General features: G+C 65.7%; 14 protein-coding genes. 6 read left to right on the top strand and 8 right to left on the bottom strand.

The genetic code is table 11. From position 1 onward, the window contains the following. Positions 1–167: 167 nt before the first annotated feature. Positions 168–434: a metallophosphoesterase family protein gene (locus HLH29_RS12050; protein ID WP_246374193.1), complete on the top strand. Its 267-nt coding sequence runs from the start codon at positions 168–170 to the stop codon at positions 432–434. A gap of 377 nt (positions 435–811) precedes the next feature. After that, complete coding sequence (locus tag HLH29_RS12045; protein ID WP_246374201.1) at positions 812–1,219, top strand: hypothetical protein; 408 nt, start codon at positions 812–814, stop codon at positions 1,217–1,219. A gap of 33 nt (positions 1,220–1,252) precedes the next feature. Here the strand turns inward: HLH29_RS12045 and HLH29_RS12040 are convergent, their stop codons facing one another. The 5 genes from HLH29_RS12040 to HLH29_RS12020 are packed head-to-tail and all read right to left on the bottom strand — an operon-like array spanning position 1,253 to position 6,150. Continuing rightward, positions 1,253–1,984, bottom strand: coding sequence for a class I SAM-dependent methyltransferase (locus HLH29_RS12040; protein WP_182967122.1), 732 nt, complete (start codon positions 1,982–1,984; stop codon positions 1,253–1,255). 34 nt (positions 1,985–2,018) lie between these two features. Continuing rightward, the gene (locus tag HLH29_RS12035; protein WP_182967120.1) at positions 2,019–3,263 is read right to left on the bottom strand and encodes a NupC/NupG family nucleoside CNT transporter; all 1,245 of its coding nucleotides are present in this window, start codon (positions 3,261–3,263) and stop codon (positions 2,019–2,021) included. Between the two features lie 30 nt (positions 3,264–3,293). Beyond that, positions 3,294–4,217 carry a pseudouridine-5'-phosphate glycosidase gene (locus HLH29_RS12030; protein ID WP_182967118.1) on the bottom strand — a complete coding sequence of 308 codons (924 nt, stop codon included), beginning with the start codon at positions 4,215–4,217 and terminating at the stop codon, positions 3,294–3,296. Beyond that, positions 4,214–5,212, bottom strand: a complete 999-nt coding sequence (locus tag HLH29_RS12025; RefSeq protein ID WP_182967116.1) for a PfkB family carbohydrate kinase — start codon at positions 5,210–5,212, stop codon at positions 4,214–4,216. Before HLH29_RS12025 ends, HLH29_RS12030 begins: the two co-directional genes overlap by 4 nt. Next, positions 5,209–6,150 carry a nucleoside hydrolase gene (locus tag HLH29_RS12020; protein ID WP_182967114.1) on the bottom strand — a complete coding sequence of 314 codons (942 nt, stop codon included), beginning with the start codon at positions 6,148–6,150 and terminating at the stop codon, positions 5,209–5,211. The genes HLH29_RS12025 and HLH29_RS12020 overlap by 4 nt, the downstream gene beginning before the upstream one ends. A 216-nt stretch (positions 6,151–6,366) precedes the next feature. Here HLH29_RS12020 and HLH29_RS12015 point away from each other — a divergent pair, with 216 nt between their 5' ends. From HLH29_RS12015 to hydA, 4 genes are all read left to right on the top strand, one after another. Further along, positions 6,367–7,746 (top strand): NAD(P)-dependent oxidoreductase, encoded by a 1,380-nt coding sequence (locus tag HLH29_RS12015; protein WP_182967113.1) that lies wholly within the window; start codon positions 6,367–6,369, stop codon positions 7,744–7,746. Then, positions 7,746–9,014, top strand: coding sequence for an NAD-dependent dihydropyrimidine dehydrogenase subunit PreA (gene preA / locus HLH29_RS12010; protein WP_182967111.1), 1,269 nt, complete (start codon positions 7,746–7,748; stop codon positions 9,012–9,014). The genes HLH29_RS12015 and preA overlap by 1 nt, the downstream gene beginning before the upstream one ends. 47 nt (positions 9,015–9,061) lie before the next feature. After that, on the top strand, positions 9,062–10,312 hold the full coding sequence (locus tag HLH29_RS12005; RefSeq protein WP_182967109.1) for a M20 family metallo-hydrolase: 1,251 nt from the start codon (positions 9,062–9,064) through the stop codon (positions 10,310–10,312). Between the two features lie 84 nt (positions 10,313–10,396). Further along, the gene (hydA, locus tag HLH29_RS12000; RefSeq protein WP_182967107.1) at positions 10,397–11,803 is read left to right on the top strand and encodes a dihydropyrimidinase; all 1,407 of its coding nucleotides are present in this window, start codon (positions 10,397–10,399) and stop codon (positions 11,801–11,803) included. A gap of 19 nt (positions 11,804–11,822) precedes the next feature. On the opposite strand, the gene HLH29_RS11995 is transcribed toward hydA, so the two are convergent. The 3 genes from HLH29_RS11995 to HLH29_RS11985 form a co-directional block, all read right to left on the bottom strand. Then, the gene (locus HLH29_RS11995) at positions 11,823–12,716 is read right to left on the bottom strand and encodes a LysR family transcriptional regulator (protein WP_182967104.1); all 894 of its coding nucleotides are present in this window, start codon (positions 12,714–12,716) and stop codon (positions 11,823–11,825) included. Between the two features lie 26 nt (positions 12,717–12,742). Beyond that, the gene (locus tag HLH29_RS11990) at positions 12,743–13,432 is read right to left on the bottom strand and encodes a TetR family transcriptional regulator C-terminal domain-containing protein (protein WP_338030234.1); all 690 of its coding nucleotides are present in this window, start codon (positions 13,430–13,432) and stop codon (positions 12,743–12,745) included. A 273-nt stretch (positions 13,433–13,705) separates the two neighbouring features. After that, positions 13,706–15,994, bottom strand: coding sequence for a TonB-dependent receptor (locus tag HLH29_RS11985; protein ID WP_408871969.1), 2,289 nt, complete (start codon positions 15,992–15,994; stop codon positions 13,706–13,708). Between the last annotated feature and the right edge of the window lie 280 nt (positions 15,995–16,274).

Raw genomic sequence — 16,274 nt, 5'->3', positions numbered from 1 at the left:
TGCATGATGGATCTTGATCGGCGACAGCTTATGAAGCTCGCCGGGATGACTGGCCTTGCCAGCCTGTCACGACCGCCGCGTTCCCTGGGGGCGGTTCCTGACCGTCCTCCGCTGTTACCCCATGAACCGTTCTGCCTGCAGCAGCGATTCCGCCACGTCATCAATCCTTGCGGGTCGTCAATGCGAGCGAGATCCTCGACCTGTTCGACACCGTGAATGTCATCGCGGTGCTGCAGGGACACACGCATGTGCTCGAACGGGTCGACTGGCACGGCGTGCCCTATATTACCGGTGGCGCGGTAAGCGGCAATTGGTGGCACGGCACACGTTTGGGCACCCGGGAAGGCTTTCTGGTCGTCGATGTGGCCAATGGCCGCGTAAGCACGCGTTACGAGATTTATGGTTTCAAAAGTATCGATCCACACGACACATGACGCCGGGCGCCCCCTCTCCGATCACGTCACATGAATCCGCGCGCAGGACAGGTCCACACCCCTGCGGAGCGGGGTATCCCACCCGGCTGGTGCAGTGCGGTTTCCCGTCCAGAGGCCCGGCCCCATTCCGGGCTGCGCGCATTGAGGGGCTGGTAGTCGCCGCAAGTGGGGCGCTGGCAGTTGACTGTGTGGGACTGGCTGGGAACGATCGGCGTGCCGGTGGGCCGCCGGTTGTATAGAGGACGATGGACATGCCCCTGAAGCCGCCCCATGCTTGGAAGCCGCTCAACTGGTTTTACCGCGATCGCCATCGGGCTGATCGGCCGCCCAGTGCTCCGCGATGGATCGACACGTTCAACGATCGGCTGGCCGTCAAGATGACGGTGATGTTCGGTAGTATCTGGTGCGTCTATATGTTTACGGTCTTTTCGCTGCTGCCGGTGCTCCATGCGTCGTGGCAGGGGCCGCTGCTGTATATCAGCAACTGCATTCAGCTCGTCGCACTGCCAGCGCTGATGGTCGGCAATGCGGTCATCGCGCGTGGCACCGACCAGCGGGCGATCGAGGACCATACGGCGCTGGTCGAGATCCTGAACGATGTGCGCGAGGAACTGGCGCAATTGCGGGCCTTCACCGCCGGCATTGCCCGGACCGAGCAGGAGAACAAGGAGCGGCCGGCGGGTGTCATCGCCTTTGCCAATGAAGCCACCATCACGGTGAATGAGCCGGCGGCGCCGACAGGCAGCCACGCCGATGGATCGTTGAGCGGACCGGCGGCCGGGTGATCGGCCCTGCGCCGGGGCAGGAGCGTATTCGGGTCATGTTCGGGTCGCTGACACCAGCAGCATCATGGGCCGTTCGATTTCCTCGGCCAGGGTCGGCATCTGTGCGATCTGTTCCTGTGTCGGCGCGAATTCATCGATCCGGCGCAGGGTGAAGCCCGTGTCGGTCAGTATGTTGAGCGTGGTGGCCAGCCGGCGGTGATATTTCAGGACGCCTTTGGCGAACCAGTCGGTGCGGCGTTCGCCCTCGGTCGCGTAACCGTTGACGGGCCAGGTCTTGCGGCCGTCTTCGTCCAGCACCCAGTGCGGGTGGGCCGCCGCCATGAAGATCGGGTGTTCGATGGTGAAGACCAGATCGCCCGCTGGGACCAGTGCCGCGTGGATCATGCGGATCAGCCGCCCGAAGTCGCGTACATAGTGGAAGGCCAGGGCGCTGTAGACGAGTTCGCAGGCGGCCGTGGGCAGGTCCAGCGTTTCCAGGTCGGCGATCTGGTATGTGATGGCGGGATCGCTCGTATCGGCGCGGGCACGGGCGATCATGTTCTGCGAGAGGTCGAAGCCGTGGACTGAGGACGCGCCCTGTTCTCGGAACCAGCGCGCGGCCCAGCCGAAGCCGCAGCCCAGATCGGCCACGCGCTTGCCCGTCACGTCCGGCAGCATGCTGCGGATGGCGGGCCATTCCGGTGCGCCGGCCAGCCCGTGCACCTGCCGGGGAAGCTGGCTGTAGCCTGCGAAGAAAGCGGGATTGTCGTAGATATTCTGGGACATGTTCGTCTTCTCCGGCCTGGGAAGGCGGGGTCTTTCAGGACATGACGAGCCCGGCGATGGCGGCACTCGTCAGGTTGGAGAGCGTGCCGGCCAGCACCGCCCGTCCGCCCAGGATTGCGACATCCTGCCTGCGCTCGGGGCACTGGCTGCCGAAGGCGCCGATCAGGATGCCGATGGAGGAGAGATTGGCGAACCCGCATACCGCGAAGGATGCGATGGCCAGCACGCGCGCGTCCAGCGCGTGGGCGTGGATGAGGGGCGAGAGGCTGCCATAGGCCACGAATTCGTTGACCACGATCTTGGTGCCGATGATGCCTGCCAGGGCCTGGCATTGGTCCCACGGTGTGCCCAGGAGCCAGACCAGGGGTTTCAGCAGGAAGCCGATGGCGCCGCTGAGGGTGAGGCCGGTCAGTCCGATCTGCTGCCCGAACTGGCCGAGCAGGGCGTTCAGCAGGGCGATGGCGCTGATGAAGGCGATCAGCATCGCCGTGACCGACAGGGCGACCTTGAGCCCGTTGGAGGCGCCCACCGCCAGCGCGTCGAACAGATTGGCCGAGCGGATCTCGTCCAGTTCTCCCGCCGGCGGGATGTGCTGGTGGACCTGCGATGCGGGCATCAGGATCTTGGCGTAGAGCAGGCCGCCCGGTATCGCCATGAAGGACGCGGCCAGCAGGTCGTCCATCGGGACGCCCAGCCCGGCATAGGCACCGAGCATGGACATGGAAATGGAGGCGGTGCCGCTGCTGAGGGCCGAAAACAGCTCGGCCTGGCTGAAGCCGGCCAGGTAGGGGCGGATGGCGATCGGCACCTCGGTCTGGCCCAGGAACATGGCCATGACGGCGGAAAAGCCCTCCACCGGGCTGACGCCGATCGTCCGTGTCAGCAGGCCGCCCAGCATGTGGGCGATCAGTTGCATGACCTTGTAGTGATACAGGACCGAGATCAGCGCGCTGAGATAGATGATCTGGGGCAGGACATGCAGGGCGAAGATGAAGGCGGCCGACGGTACCACCCGCGCCAGGTCCGGCCCCGCCAGCGCCCCGAACACGAAATCGATCCCGGCATGGCCGAAGGAAATGATCCAGGAGACGCCCCGTGCGACGGCGGCCAGGGCATCGCGCCCCTGGGCGACGCCCAGCATCAGCAGCCCCGCCAGCACCTGGCAGGCCAATGCGGGCAGCACCACGCGTGGGCGGATCTGGCGCCGGTTGGCCGAGCAGAGCACGCCGATGGCCAGCAGCGCCGCAATACCCAGGAGCGGGCGCAGATGAGACGGCATGGGCGGCGGCCCTCCTGGACCTGTCCGGCGCTAGCGGGAGAGACTGCGCAGGGCGAAGGCGATTTCGGTGGCGACGCGGGCGTTGTTGAGCACCAGCTCGATATTCGTGGCCAGGCTGCGGCCGCCCGTCAGTTCCAGCATGCGGCCGAGCAGGTAGGGGGTCACGCTCTTGCCGCTCACCCCCTCGCGCGTGGCGTCGGCTACGCCCTGGAGGATGAGGGATTCCATCTCCTCGCGGGGGATTTCATGCGCGGCGGGGACCGGGTTGGCCACCACGACGCCGCCCGCCAGCCCCAGCCTGCCGCGCATTGCGATCATGGACGCGATATCGGCCGCGCCGTTGGCGCGCAGCGGCAGGGTCAGGCCGCTGGAACGGCTCCAGAAGGCGGGAAACTGGTCGGTGCCGTAGCCCACGACCGGCACGCCCATCGTTTCCAGATATTCCAGCGTGCGGGGCAGATCCAGCAGCGCCTTGGCCCCGGCGCAGACGACGGTGACGGGCGTCTGGACGAATTCCGTCAGGTCGGCGGAAATGTCCATCGTGTGTTCCACGCCCCGATGCACGCCGCCGATGCCGCCGGTGGCAAAGACGTCGATGCCCGCCAGATGGGCGCAGATCATGGTGGCCGCGACCGTGGTGGAGCCGGCGGCGCCCGAGGCGAGCGCAAAGCCCAGATCCGCCCGGCTGACCTTCAGCACCGATCTGGCCTGGCCCAGCCACAGCAGTGTGTCTTCATCGAGCCCTACGCGGATCTTGCCGTCCAGCAGCGCGATCGTGGCGGGTACGCCGCCGGCGTCGCGCACGGCCTGTTCGACCTTCTTCGCCGTTTCGACATTGCTGGGCCACGGCATGCCGTGGGTGATGATGGTGGATTCCAGCGCGACGACGGCGCGGCCGGCGTCGAGCGCCGCGCGCACTTCGGGGGAATAGACGATCGGGAGGTCAGTGTTCATGGGACATGTCCTTTGATGGCGCCCGGCGATGGCAGGCGGGCGGTGGCATGGACGAGCGCGCGGCTGAGATCGGGCCGGACGCTCTCGCGGGATTCGATGGTCAGCGCGGCGGCGGCGGCGCCCAGGCGGCAGGCGGTGTCGATCTCCGCGCCGTCGAGCAGCGCGCCCAGCGTCGCCCCGATCAGGGCGTCGCCCGCCCCGGTGACATCGGCGACCGTGGCGGGATGGGCCGGAATGGCGCGCGCGCCGCGTGCGTCGGCCACGCTCAGGCCAGCGGCGCCTTCGGTGACGATGACGGTGCCGGCACCCGCACCCGCGCGGACCAGGGCGGTGGCGAGGTCCTGCGTCGTCATGTCGGCCGTCGTCATGCCGGGGCCTTCGGGCAGCAGGTGCAGCGCCTCGTCCCGATTGGTGACCAGCAGGGCGACGCATGCCAGCAGGCCGCGCAGCCGCCGGGCCTTGGGGACCGAGACCGTGTCGACGGCGACGCGTATGCCGTGGCCGTGCGCCTGGGTCAGCAGCCATGCCAGCGCATCGGGCGGGGTGTTGCAATCGGCGAAGATCCAGGACGCGTCGGCCATGGCGGGCCAGCTTGCCTGCAGATAGGCGCGGTCCAGCCGGTCGAACGCGCCGGCGCCGAATACGCCCATCTGCAGATTATGGGCGGTATCCAGAATGGCGACATATTCGGCGGTGGGGGTGTTGTCGACATGCAGCAGGTGCGCGGTCACCGCCCCGCATGCGTTCAGGTGCCGGGCCAGGTCGTGGCCCGCCGCATCGTTGCCCAGCGCCGAGAAGAAGAGCGGCGCGTGGCCCAGCCGTGCCAGGTTCTCGCACACGTTGCGCGCCACGCCGCCAAAGGCGACGCTGGCGGTGGCGGGGTTGGAGGTGCCGGCGATGGCGGGGCCCAGCAGGCGGAATTTGCGGTCGATCGCGGCGGCGCCGACGCAGGCCACACGCGGTGGCGGCGCGTCATGGCCCTGGTCCCGGCTCACGGCAGGCGCGCCAGGCGTGCGGTCAGCAGGTCGTAGAAGGCGGTGTCGTCCACATCGCGCAGGAACAGGGCGTTGGCTTGCCTGTCGGTGACCTTCCACCAATCCACCACCGTCATGCCGCGCGAGAGGGGGCTTTCGGTCTCGATGCGGACATTGACCGACCGGCCGCCGAAGATTTCCGGCTGGAGCAGCCAGGCGATGGTGCATGGGTCGTGCAGGGGCGCGCCGTCCCAGCCATATTTCGCGAGGTCGAAACGCTCGGAAAAGGACAGCATGTCCGCGGCGGCCAGCGAACAGCGATTGCCGCTGGCGCGGAAGGCGGCGAGGCGCGCGGGTGTCGCCAGGCAGCGATGGGTCACGTCCAGCGGCAGGACCACCAGCGGGATGCCGGCGCCGAACACGATCTCGGCGGCCTTGGGATCGGCGTAGATGTTGAATTCGGCGGCGGGGGTGATGTTGCCCAACTCGGACCAGGCGCCGCCCATCAGCACGATCTCGCGCACCAAGGTGGCGATGTCGGGGGCCAGGGTCAGCGCGATCGCCAGGTTGGTCAGCGGGCCCAGCGCCACCAGTGTATACTCCCCCGGCGTACCGGTGCGGAGCGTGTCGATCAGATAAGTGATGCCGCTTTCGGGCTGGGCCGCGATGGCGGGCGGTGCGGTGAAGTCCAGCCCGTCGAGCCCGGTGGGGCCATGCACATGTTCCGCCGTGGTCTGGGCGGCCGCCAGCGGGCGGCTGGCGCCCTCATAGACCGGGATATCGGTCCGCCCGGCCAGTTCCAGGACGCGGCGCGCGTTCTCGCTGGTGCGGGGCAGGGGCACGTTGCCCGCCACGGCGACGATCGCGCGCACATCCAGCTCGGGCGATGCCAGGGCCAGGAAAATCGCGACGGCGTCGTCCTGTCCCGGATCGGTGTCGATGATGATCTTGCGTGGCATGGTCCCTCCCGCTGGAAGGATTCGCCATCGGGTCCGGGACGCGCTGCGCGACGGGCCGAAGGCGAATCATTATGACACTAGAACGTATTGTTCGGCGTGACGCCATAGGGTGCAAGGCAGTTACGCCGGAATTTGAACATTTGGTCAGAAAAAAGTTGCGGTGCCGGACAGAGTGGCTTTATCGTGCCGGACATGGATTGAATGGCGGAGACTTCCATGAACGCGACACCAGACATCGCCTGTGGCCGCCTGAGTGCGTTGGAGCTTTCACAGAATTTCGCGGATGCGCATCCGGCGCTGACGGCACCGCAGGCGGCACTGGAAGCCGACCGGTGCCTCTACTGCTTCGACGCGCCGTGCATGGAAGCCTGCCCCACCAGCATCGATATTCCGAAATTCATCAAGGCCATCGCGACGGGCAATCTGGCCGGGTCGGCCCGCACGATCCTGGAATCCAACATTCTGGGCGGGTCGTGCGCGCGGGTCTGCCCGACCGAAATCCTGTGCGAGCAGGCCTGCGTGCATAACAGCCTGGAGGCGGGCAAGCCGGTGCGGATCGGGGCGCTGCAGCGTTTCGCGACCGACTGGCAGATGGACCATGGCGGCCAGCCCTTTACCCGCGCGCCGCTGACGGGGCGGCGTGTCGCCGTGGTGGGTGCCGGGCCGGCGGGCCTGGCCTGCGCGCATCGCTTGGCGATGCACGGGCATGATGTGGTGCTGTTCGATCGTCACGCGCAGCCGGGCGGGCTGAACAGTTATGGCGTGGCCGCCTACAAGCTGGCGGACGATTTCGCCCAGCGCGAGGTCGCGTTCCTGATGGAGATCGGCGGCATTGCCTTCCAGGGCGGGGTGACGGTGGGGCGCGATGTCACTGTCTCCGCTCTTGGCGCGGAATATGACGCGGTTTTCCTGGCGACGGGACTGGCGGGCGTGCGCGCGCTGGGGCTGGCGGGCGAGACGCTGGACGGGGTGATGGATGCGGTGTCGTTCATCGAGACAGTGCGGTCGAACGACAAGAAGGACGTGCCCGTGGGGCGCCGGGTCGTGGTGATCGGCGGTGGCAACACGGCGGTGGATGCGGCGGTGCAGGCCAGGCGCCTGGGTGCCGACGAGGTGACGCTGGTCTATCGTCGGGGGGGGGAGCATATGTCCGCCACTTCGGTGGAGCGCGAATGGGCGCAGACCAACGGCGTGACCGTGCGGCTGTGGGCCGCGCCGCAGCGCCTGCTGGCCGAGGATGGGGCGCTGACGGGGATTGCCTTCGCGCGTGGGCGGGCCGGCGCGGACGGGCGGGTTGTCTACGACCCCGAGGATAGTTTTACGCTGGCGGCGGATATGGTGCTGAAGGCCATCGGCCAGGTTTTCCTGCCCGCGCATGCCGAGGGCGAGCATATCGCCGTCGAAGGCGGGCGGATTGTTGTGGATGGGCAGTACCGGACCTCGATGCCGGGCGTTTATGCCGGCGGCGACTGCATCGTGGGCGAAGACCTGACCGTGGCCGCCGTGCGTGACGGGCGCGACGCGGCCGAGGCGATTGACAAGGCGTTGCGCGCCGGAGACGGGCCAGGACGCGGCGTGGAGCAGGAGAACGGATAATGGCTGATCTGCGCACGGTTTTTGCCGGAATTTCATCGCCGAATCCGTTCTGGCTGGCTTCCGCCCCGCCGACGGACAAGGAATATAACGTCCGCCGCGCCTTTCAGGCCGGGTGGGGCGGCGTCGTGTGGAAGACGCTGGGAGAAGACCCGCCGGTGGTCAATGTCAGTTCCCGCTACGGTGCGCTGGCCTATGAGGGGCGGCGCATGGCGGGGCTGAATAATATCGAGCTGATCTCGGACCGGCCGCTGGCGACGAATATCGCTGAAATCAAGAGCGTGAAAAGGGATTTTCCGGACCGTGCCCTGGTGGTCAGCCTGATGGTGCCGTGCCGGGAGGACAGTTGGAAGTCCATCCTGCCGATCGTCGAGGAGACCGGGGCCGACGGGATCGAGCTGAATTTCGGCTGCCCCCATGGCATGTCCGAACGGAACATGGGCGCGGCGGTGGGCCAGGTGCCCGAATATGTCGAGATGGTCACGCGCTGGTGCAAGCAGTACACGCGCATGCCGGTGATCGTGAAGCTGACGCCCAACATCACCAACATCCTGGCCCCGGCGCGGGCCGCGCTGGCGGGGGGCGCGGATGCGGTGTCGCTGATCAACACCATCCAGTCGGTGATCGGGGTCGATCTGGACGCCATGGCGCCGATGCCGGTGGTGGGCGGGCAGGGCACGCATGGCGGCTATTGCGGGCCCGCCGTCAAGCCCATCGCCCTGCGCATGATCGGGGACATTGCCCGCGATCCGGAGCTGTCAGCCCTGCCGATCTCGGGCATCGGCGGGATCAGCAACTGGCGCGACGCGGCGGAATTCCTGGCCATGGGGTCGACGACGCTGCAGGTCTGCACGGCGGCGATGCATTATGGCTTCCGCATCGTCGAGGACATGATCGACGGGCTGTCGAGCTGGATGGACGGCAAGAACTATGCCGGGATCGGCGATGTGACGGGGCGGGCCATTCCGCGTTACGTGCACTGGAACGATCTGAACCTCAAATTCCGGACCCTCGCGCGGATCGACCAGGATGCCTGCATCAAATGCGGCCTGTGCCATATTGCCTGCGAAGATACCTCGCACCAGGCGATCGCCCGGCTACGGGACGGCGAGGCCCGGCGGTACGAGGTGATCGACGAGGAATGCGTGGGGTGCAATCTCTGCGCGCATGTCTGCCCGGTGGATGGATGCATCACGATGGAGCCGCAGCCGGTTGACGGCGTGCAGACCTGGCGGGACCATCCCAACAATCCCAGCCGGGTCACTGCCTGACGGCGGCAGCTTCCCCGGTCACGGCGGTATTTTGGAAAGGGAGCGACATGGGGCTTAAGACGAGCGGCAGCAACCTGCGTGTGGATGGCGAGGCGCTGTGGACCGACCTGATGGAGACGGCACGCTTCGGCGGTACGCCGAAGGGCGGGGTGAAGCGGCTGACGCTGACGGCGGAAGACCGGCAGGTGCGCGACTGGTTCGTGAAGACCTGCGAAGAGCTTGGCTGCACCGTGTCCTGCGATTCCATGGGCAATCTGTTCGCGCGCCGTCCCGGCCTGGATGACAGCCTGCCGCCCATCACCATGGGCAGCCATCTGGACACCCAGCCCACGGGCGGCAAGTTCGACGGCATTCTGGGCGTGCTGGGTGGCCTGGCGGTGCTGCGGGCGTTGCGCGAGGCGGGCCATGTGACCCGGCATCCGATCGAGCTGATCAACTGGACCAACGAAGAGGGCTCGCGCTTCACCCCGCCGATGATGTGTTCGGGCGTGTTTGCCGGGATTTTCACCGAGCAGGAGGTGCTGGACAAGCGCGACCGCGCGGGCCTGCGCTTCGGCGACGAGTTGGAAGCCATCGGCTATCGGGGCGGGGAAATCTGCGGCCAGCATCCGATTACCGCCTATTTCGAGCTGCATATCGAACAGGGGCCGATCCTGGAGGCCGAGGAACTGACCATCGGCGCGGTGGCGGGCGTGCAGGGCATGCGCTGGTATGAGGTGACGGTGCGCGGGCGCGACGCGCATGCGGGCTCCACCCCCATGCCCCTGCGCCATGACGCGCTGCTGGCATCCGCCCACATGATCGCGGCCCTGGCCGAGGTGGCACGCGCCCACGCGCCGGCGGTCGGCACCGTGGGGCTGATCGAGAACCATCCCAACAGCAACAATGTCGTGCCGGGCGAGACGTTCTTCACGGTCGATATCCGCCATCCTGAGGATCATGTGGTGGCCGCCATGGAGGCGGCGTTCCAGGAGCGTTTCCGCGCGATTGCCGAAGCCGGCGGCGTGGATGTGGAGATCGTGCGGATCTGGGATGCGCCGGCGGTGCATTTCGACCCTGCCTGCGTGGCCATGGTGGCGGATGCCGCGCGCGAGGCGGGCTTCGCACCGCGTTCGATCGTCTCGGGGCCCGGGCATGATGCGGCCTATGTCGCGCGCGTTGCCCCCACCGCCATGATCTTCGTGCCGTGCAAGGACGGGCTGAGCCATAACGAAGAGGAAAGCATCACCCAGGCGGATGCCCAGGCGGGTGCGAATGTGCTGCTGGGTGCGATCCTGCGGGCCGACGCCGCGTTCTGAATATTGACCGGATGGTCAGAGTAAAAATACGATTGCGAGATCGGAACGGATGGCGCGATCGCGCGTCCTGAGTGCGGGGTTGTGATGCTGCTGATCAAGGGTGGAACGGTTGTAACGGCGGAACGCAGCGTTCGGGCCGATGTGCTGTGCGATGACACTGGGCTGATTGCCCAGGTCGGCCCGGCGCTGGAGGCCCCGACCGGTTGTGAGATCGTCGATGCGGCGGGGCTGCTGGTCATGCCGGGCGGCATCGACCCGCATACGCATATGGAAATGCCCTTCATGGGCGCGACCGCCAGCGACGATTTCTATACCGGCACCGCCGCCGGCCTGGCGGGCGGCACCACCAGCATCATCGATTTCGTCATTCCCGACCGGGGCGGTTCGCTGCTGGATGCCTGGAAGGACTGGCGCGCCAAGGCCGAGAAGGCGGCGGCGGATTATGGGTTCCATGTCGCGGTGACGCATTGGGACGAGCAGGTGCATGCGGACATGGCGACGCTGGTGCGCGACTGCGGCGTCAATTCCTTCAAGCATTTCATGGCGTACAAGAATGCGCTGATGGTGCAGGACGAGGCGTTCCTGCTGTCCATGCGCCGTGCGGGGGAGCTGGGCGCGCTCTGCACCGTGCATGCCGAGAATGGCGATGCCGTGGCCTATCTGCAGCAGATGCTGCTGGCGGAGGGGCAGACCGGCCCGGCAGCGCATCCGCTATCGCGTCCGGCCTCGGTCGAGGGGGAGGCGGCATCGCGCGCCATCGCCCTGGCCTCGCTGTCGGGGACGCCGCTCTATGTGGTCCATGTCTCGACCCGGGAGGCCACGCGGGCGATTGCCGAGGCGCGGCTGCGCGGGCAGCATGTCTATGGCGAGGTGCTGCCCCAGCATCTGGTCATCGACGAAACCGTCTATCGGGACCCTGACTGGCTGACCGCCGCGCGCCATGTGATGAGCCCGCCCTTCCGCGAAAAATCGCATCAGGAGGCCCTGTGGGGCGGTCTGGTCTCGGGTCAGTTGCAGACGACGGCGACCGACCATTGCTGTTTCTGCAAGGAACAGAAGGAACAGGGCGCGGCCGATTTCACGCGCATTCCCAACGGCACGCCCGGCATCGAGGACCGGATGAGCGTGCTGTGGCATTATGGCGTAGCCACCGGCCGCCTGACCCCGGAGCTGTTTGTCGCCGTGACCTCGACCAACACGGCCAAGATCTTCAATCTTCACCCGCGCAAGGGCACGATCGTGCCCGGCGCGGATGCGGATATCGTGCTGTGGGACCCGCAGGCGACCCGGACGATCTCGGCCGGCACCCATCATCAGAATGTCGATTACAATATCTATGAGGGGCTGACGGTCAGCGGCGTCGCGCAGAAGACCATCAGCCAGGGTAAAGTCGTTTGGGATCGGGGCATCCTGCGCGCCGAGAAGGGGGCGGGGCGTTATGTCGAACGTCCGGCCTTCACGCCGGTGTCGAAGGTGTCATCCAGCGCCTGACACAGCGGCGATCTGAAGGTCAGCCGAGATCGGACAGCAGGGATTCGATCCGGTCGACCAGGAGCGGGACGAGGGGATTGGTGTTGCGGGCGTGGGCGACCAGCGCCAGGTGCTGGGGGCGCAGGCCCGTGTCGCGGAACGGCAGGTATTTCAGTTTTCGCGTGTGCAGTTCGGTGATGATGTCCAGCGGCGTGAGAAAGGTGATCGCCTCGTCGCTCATGGCCATCTTGCACATCAGTTCGATGGAATTCGTCTCGATCGTCGGTAGCAGGGTGGCGTCGAGGCGGGCATAGAGTGCTTCGAGATGCGGGCGGATGGCCATCGTGCTGTCGCCGACGACCAGCGGCCACGCGTCGCAATCCTTGAGCCCTACCGATTCCTGGTAGGCGAGGGGATGATTGATGCTCATCACCGCGCCCAGTTGGGCGGCGCGCGATGCCAGGACGTTCAGGCCGGTTTCGCGCGGCAGGTCGAAACCGATGCCCAGATCGGCATCGCCCTCGTGAACCGCGCGCATCAGTTCGTGCAGGCCCAGCATCTTGACGTGGACGCGGACATTGCCGTGAGTCCGGCGCAGATCGGCCAGCGCCATCGGCAGCAGCGCCGAGGTGGGGCCGGCCATCGCGGCGATGGTCAGTTCGCCACGATGCAGCCCGCGCGTTTCCTCGATCAGGCGCCGGGTATGCGTCATGGCCTTCATGGTTTCGCGCGCATGGGCGACGAGAAGCTCGCCGGCCGCCGTCAGGACCAGCTTGCGCGGCAGTCTCTGGAAGAGCTGCGTCCCCAGTTCTTCCTCAAGGGCCAGGATGCGGCGGTTGATGGCCGTCGACGCGACGTTGAGCTGTTCGCCCGCCTTGCGGATCGAGCCGCAGCGGGCAACGGTGTCGAGGTAGAGCAGGATGCGACTATGCAACGGGGCTTTCCCTCATTTTTCCTGCATCAGGGCGCCGCGACGGTCGCGGGGTCTTTTGCGGTTCGCCGGGATTTCCGTGGTGGCGGTGTCTCGTCCGTGCCGTTTGCCGATGGGCGGGGGAACAGGGGAGAGACCATTGTCATGACCGTGCGGACGCCCGTTTCATATTGCGGGCGCGCCAGATGAGCCTTGCCGAGCACGGCCTGGAACTGGACGCGCATGTCGGCATAGGCCTGAGTCATCGACCAGAGCAGGACCAGGAAATGGCGGGGATCGATTGCCACCATCAGGCCGGCGCGCTGCCAGCCGAGGAAGATTTCGGCGCGCCGGTCGACATGGGTGCGCAGTTCGTTTTCCAGGAATGGCCGGATGACCTGCGCGCCTGACAGCAATTCCTGCGAGAACAGGGACGAGGCGTCGGGGCGGGAGGCCGAAAACCCGATCTTGGCCCGCACATACCCTTCGATGGCGTCCAGGGGTGCCTTGTCCGCCAGCAGCCAGTCATCGGCATCGGCCAGCCAGAGTTCGAGGACCCGGAACAGGGTCGCGCGATAGAGGTCTTCCTTGGTGCCAAAATAATACAGGATGTTGGCCTTGGGGATGTCGCAGATGCGGGCGATGTCCTCGACCCGGGTGCCGGTCAGGCCGCGTGCGGCGAAGATCTGTTCGGCGGCGTCGAGAATCTGCGGCACGATATTGCGCCGGCGCACGCCCACGCGTTCCGAATCCTTGTTATCCTTGTTCTGTCGCGGTGTTCTCGCGTTTCGGTCTGGGCTCACACCTCACCTGCCTGCATGTGGTCCGAGTTTTGTGACAGACGGCACGCTGTTCGGCAACCCTGCTCGGTTGTACCCGGTTTTTTCCGTCCGGAACCGCAATGTATGTCTGGCCGGAGGTTCAGGGCCGTGCTTGCCAGGATAAAGGAAAGCCGGATGCGTTTGCCACGCATCCGGCTTTCCGGGATCGAAGCGCCTTGACGGCGGGCGCGGTCAGAAAGAGGTCGAGATGGTGCCCGTCATCGAGAAACGCGGCAGGACGTAGAACTGCGCGCCGCTGCCGGCGGCCAGGGTGGACCCGTCCAGAAGCGTGACGGGGCGGTAATTGTTGGCCGGTCCGGTGGTGCCCACCCGGATGATCGAGCCGGTGATGTTCGAGAAATTCAGCCGGAATGTCGGCGATTTAAGGAACATGAAGGGTTTGAAATGATAGCCGACGGCGAGGGTGTTGGTGACGAAGCCGGGCATCCGCTGGTCGTCGACCAGGGTGACCGATTGCGGGCCGGTATAATGCAGGCTGAAATTGCCGAAGAAACCGCTGCTGTTATAGGTCAGGCCGAAATTCGCCATCACCCGGGGCGTCAGGATCGATTGCTTGCCTTTCGTCGGCAGGTAGGTGTCGCCGTACGGGATGTTGCTGTCGAACGTGCCGTGGAGATATTCGACGGACGCGTACGGGCTGAAATGGTGGAATTCGCGCCCTGCGATCATGGCGTCGAAACCACGGATCGTCTGGTTGCCCGCATTGGCGGTCGCGTAGGCCGTGTTGGGCAGATAGATGCTGAGGAGGCGGTTGGTGATGCTGGCGTTGAAGGCGGCGATATCGAACAGGAACCATTTATTGTTGTAGCGGTAGCCGATCTGTTCGGTGATCGAATACTGGTTCTTTGGCATCGTGGTCGCGTTCGACAGGGCCGAAGGCGATGGCTGGCGGAAATCGCCTTCCGCGTTGATATAGATCTGGTGATGTTCGTTGAAGCGATAGCTGATCGACAGGTGCGGCAGCGGGGCCGTGCTGTTGGCGCCGATCGTATAGGTGCTGAGGCCGGATGCGCGGTCCCAGTAATTCGACATTACATATTTGAAGCCGCCATTGATGACCAGGCGGTCGTCGAGATATTTGGCCGTGTCCTCGATGAAGAAGGAATTCAGTTCGTAGCCGGCATTATATTGGAAAGTCGTCCGCACGCCGTCGGCGGTATAGAGCTTGTAGGCGCTGTTGTTGGATGTCGGATTGCGGCCGTCCGGCATGGTGGCCTGGTAGGGGAAGGCGTAATCGATGGCGTTGTTTTCGTACCAGTAGCCGAATGTCAGCTGGTTGTGACGGTCGATCCGGTAGTTCACCTTGGCGGTCAGGCCGACATCCGGGGACCAGCCCTGCGACCAGTAGGTGCTGAGCTGCTGGCCGGCGGATGCCTGGGTGCCATTGCCGTAGAAACATCCGCCCGTGCATGCGCCGAACGTGCCGACGGTGCCCCCCGTGGACCCGTCCCAGCCGAACCCGGTGGTGAAATAGGGCGTGAGGTCGAAATCGAGCGAGCGGTTCACGACGAAATGCATCGGCGCGGTCAGGAAGAACTGGTTCCAGGAATCGAGGTTGGATTTCCAGTAATTTCCGGCGGTCGGCGATGTCGGGTCCCAGACATTGGTGCGGTTATAGCCCTGCCCCGTATGCTTGTAGGCGAAGAACTGGCTTTCGGTCGGATAGGCGTCGATCGTGAACAGCGAATTGTGCCATGAGCCGAAGAATTTGAGATACGAGCCGTTGGCGAAGTCCTTCTGGATACCGACATCGACATGCTTGCGTTCGTTGGTTCCGGCGCCCATCCATTGCCGCGCATGGGCGTTGGAGAAGGAAATATAGGCCCGGACACCCGAATTGCCGATCTGGCCGGATTCCAGGCGGATGAATTCACGCGACAGATTGTTCGTGCCGTATGAGAAATCGACCATGCCGCCCATTTTCTGGCTGGGCGTGATGGTGCGTTCCTCCAGCGTGCCGGCGGCGGCGTTGGAGGCCGGTGCGTCGACCGGCGAACTGCCTGGCGTGATGTTGACGCTTTCGATGTTTTCGGGATCGACATTCTGCTGCAGGTAGGCGGCGAGCGAGTCCGGCGCGCCGTCGAGCAGCAGCGCCATATCGGAATCGTTCAGGCCGCGCATATAGATCGCGCCGCCCTTGAAGCCGCTTGTGTCGGGCATCGCGACGCTGACGCTGGGGAGGTTCTGCACCAGGTCCAGGCCCGTGGAAGTCGGGCTGCGCATCTCGATATATTGGCGGCCGACGCTCTGCACCGCGTGGGCGGCGGTTTCCATCCGCATCATGCCGCCGCCGCCATCGCGGGCGGCCTGGCTGCCCTGCACCGTGATGGCTTCGGGGTCGGACTGGACCGCGACCGGCTTGCGGGCCGCAGGCGCGGTCGCCCTGGCCGGTGCCAGGCTTTTCTTGGTGGCGTTTGCCTGGGGGGTGGAATGGTGTCCGGCTGTCGCGGCCCAGACCATATGCCCCCCGGAACATGAGGCGAGGATCGTGCCGACCAGCAATATCTGTGTATGGAACCTCACGAAGGTCTCCTAATCGTAGCATCGCGGGCCTGGCGTCTGACCTGGCCGGGCGGACGTGAAATCTTGTGTCGATCCCGCATCCGAATTCATTACGAACAGTATACATGTCTGTTCGAAGTCGCAATATGATTCTGATCGTATGGACAGAAATCCACTCCTGTCGTGAACCGGTTCGGGGGAGGAGCGGGCGGTCGGTCCTGAGGGGGGGGATGGGGTC

The organism is Gluconacetobacter tumulicola (genome assembly GCF_014174215.1).
Lineage (GTDB): Bacteria > Pseudomonadota > Alphaproteobacteria > Acetobacterales > Acetobacteraceae > Gluconacetobacter > Gluconacetobacter tumulicola.
The sequence above is the reverse complement of the archived record's forward strand: the minus strand, read 5'-3'. Positions and strand labels throughout refer to the sequence as shown.

Coding starts and splice junctions, on each gene's coding strand:
- HLH29_RS12045 (WP_246374201.1), top strand. CDS start 812: ATGACGGTGATGTTCGGTAGTATCTGGTGCGTCTATATGTTTACGGTC.
- HLH29_RS12040 (WP_182967122.1), bottom strand. CDS start 1,984: ATGTCCCAGAATATCTACGACAATCCCGCTTTCTTCGCAGGCTACAGC.
- HLH29_RS12035 (WP_182967120.1), bottom strand. CDS start 3,263: ATGCCGTCTCATCTGCGCCCGCTCCTGGGTATTGCGGCGCTGCTGGCC.
- HLH29_RS12030 (WP_182967118.1), bottom strand. CDS start 4,217: ATGAACACTGACCTCCCGATCGTCTATTCCCCCGAAGTGCGCGCGGCG.
- HLH29_RS12020 (WP_182967114.1), bottom strand. CDS start 6,150: ATGCCACGCAAGATCATCATCGACACCGATCCGGGACAGGACGACGCC.
- HLH29_RS12015 (WP_182967113.1), top strand. CDS start 6,367: ATGAACGCGACACCAGACATCGCCTGTGGCCGCCTGAGTGCGTTGGAG.
- preA (WP_182967111.1), top strand. CDS start 7,746: ATGGCTGATCTGCGCACGGTTTTTGCCGGAATTTCATCGCCGAATCCG.
- HLH29_RS12005 (WP_182967109.1), top strand. CDS start 9,062: ATGGGGCTTAAGACGAGCGGCAGCAACCTGCGTGTGGATGGCGAGGCG.
- hydA (WP_182967107.1), top strand. CDS start 10,397: ATGCTGCTGATCAAGGGTGGAACGGTTGTAACGGCGGAACGCAGCGTT.
- HLH29_RS11985 (WP_408871969.1), bottom strand. CDS start 15,994: ATGGTCTGGGCCGCGACAGCCGGACACCATTCCACCCCCCAGGCAAAC.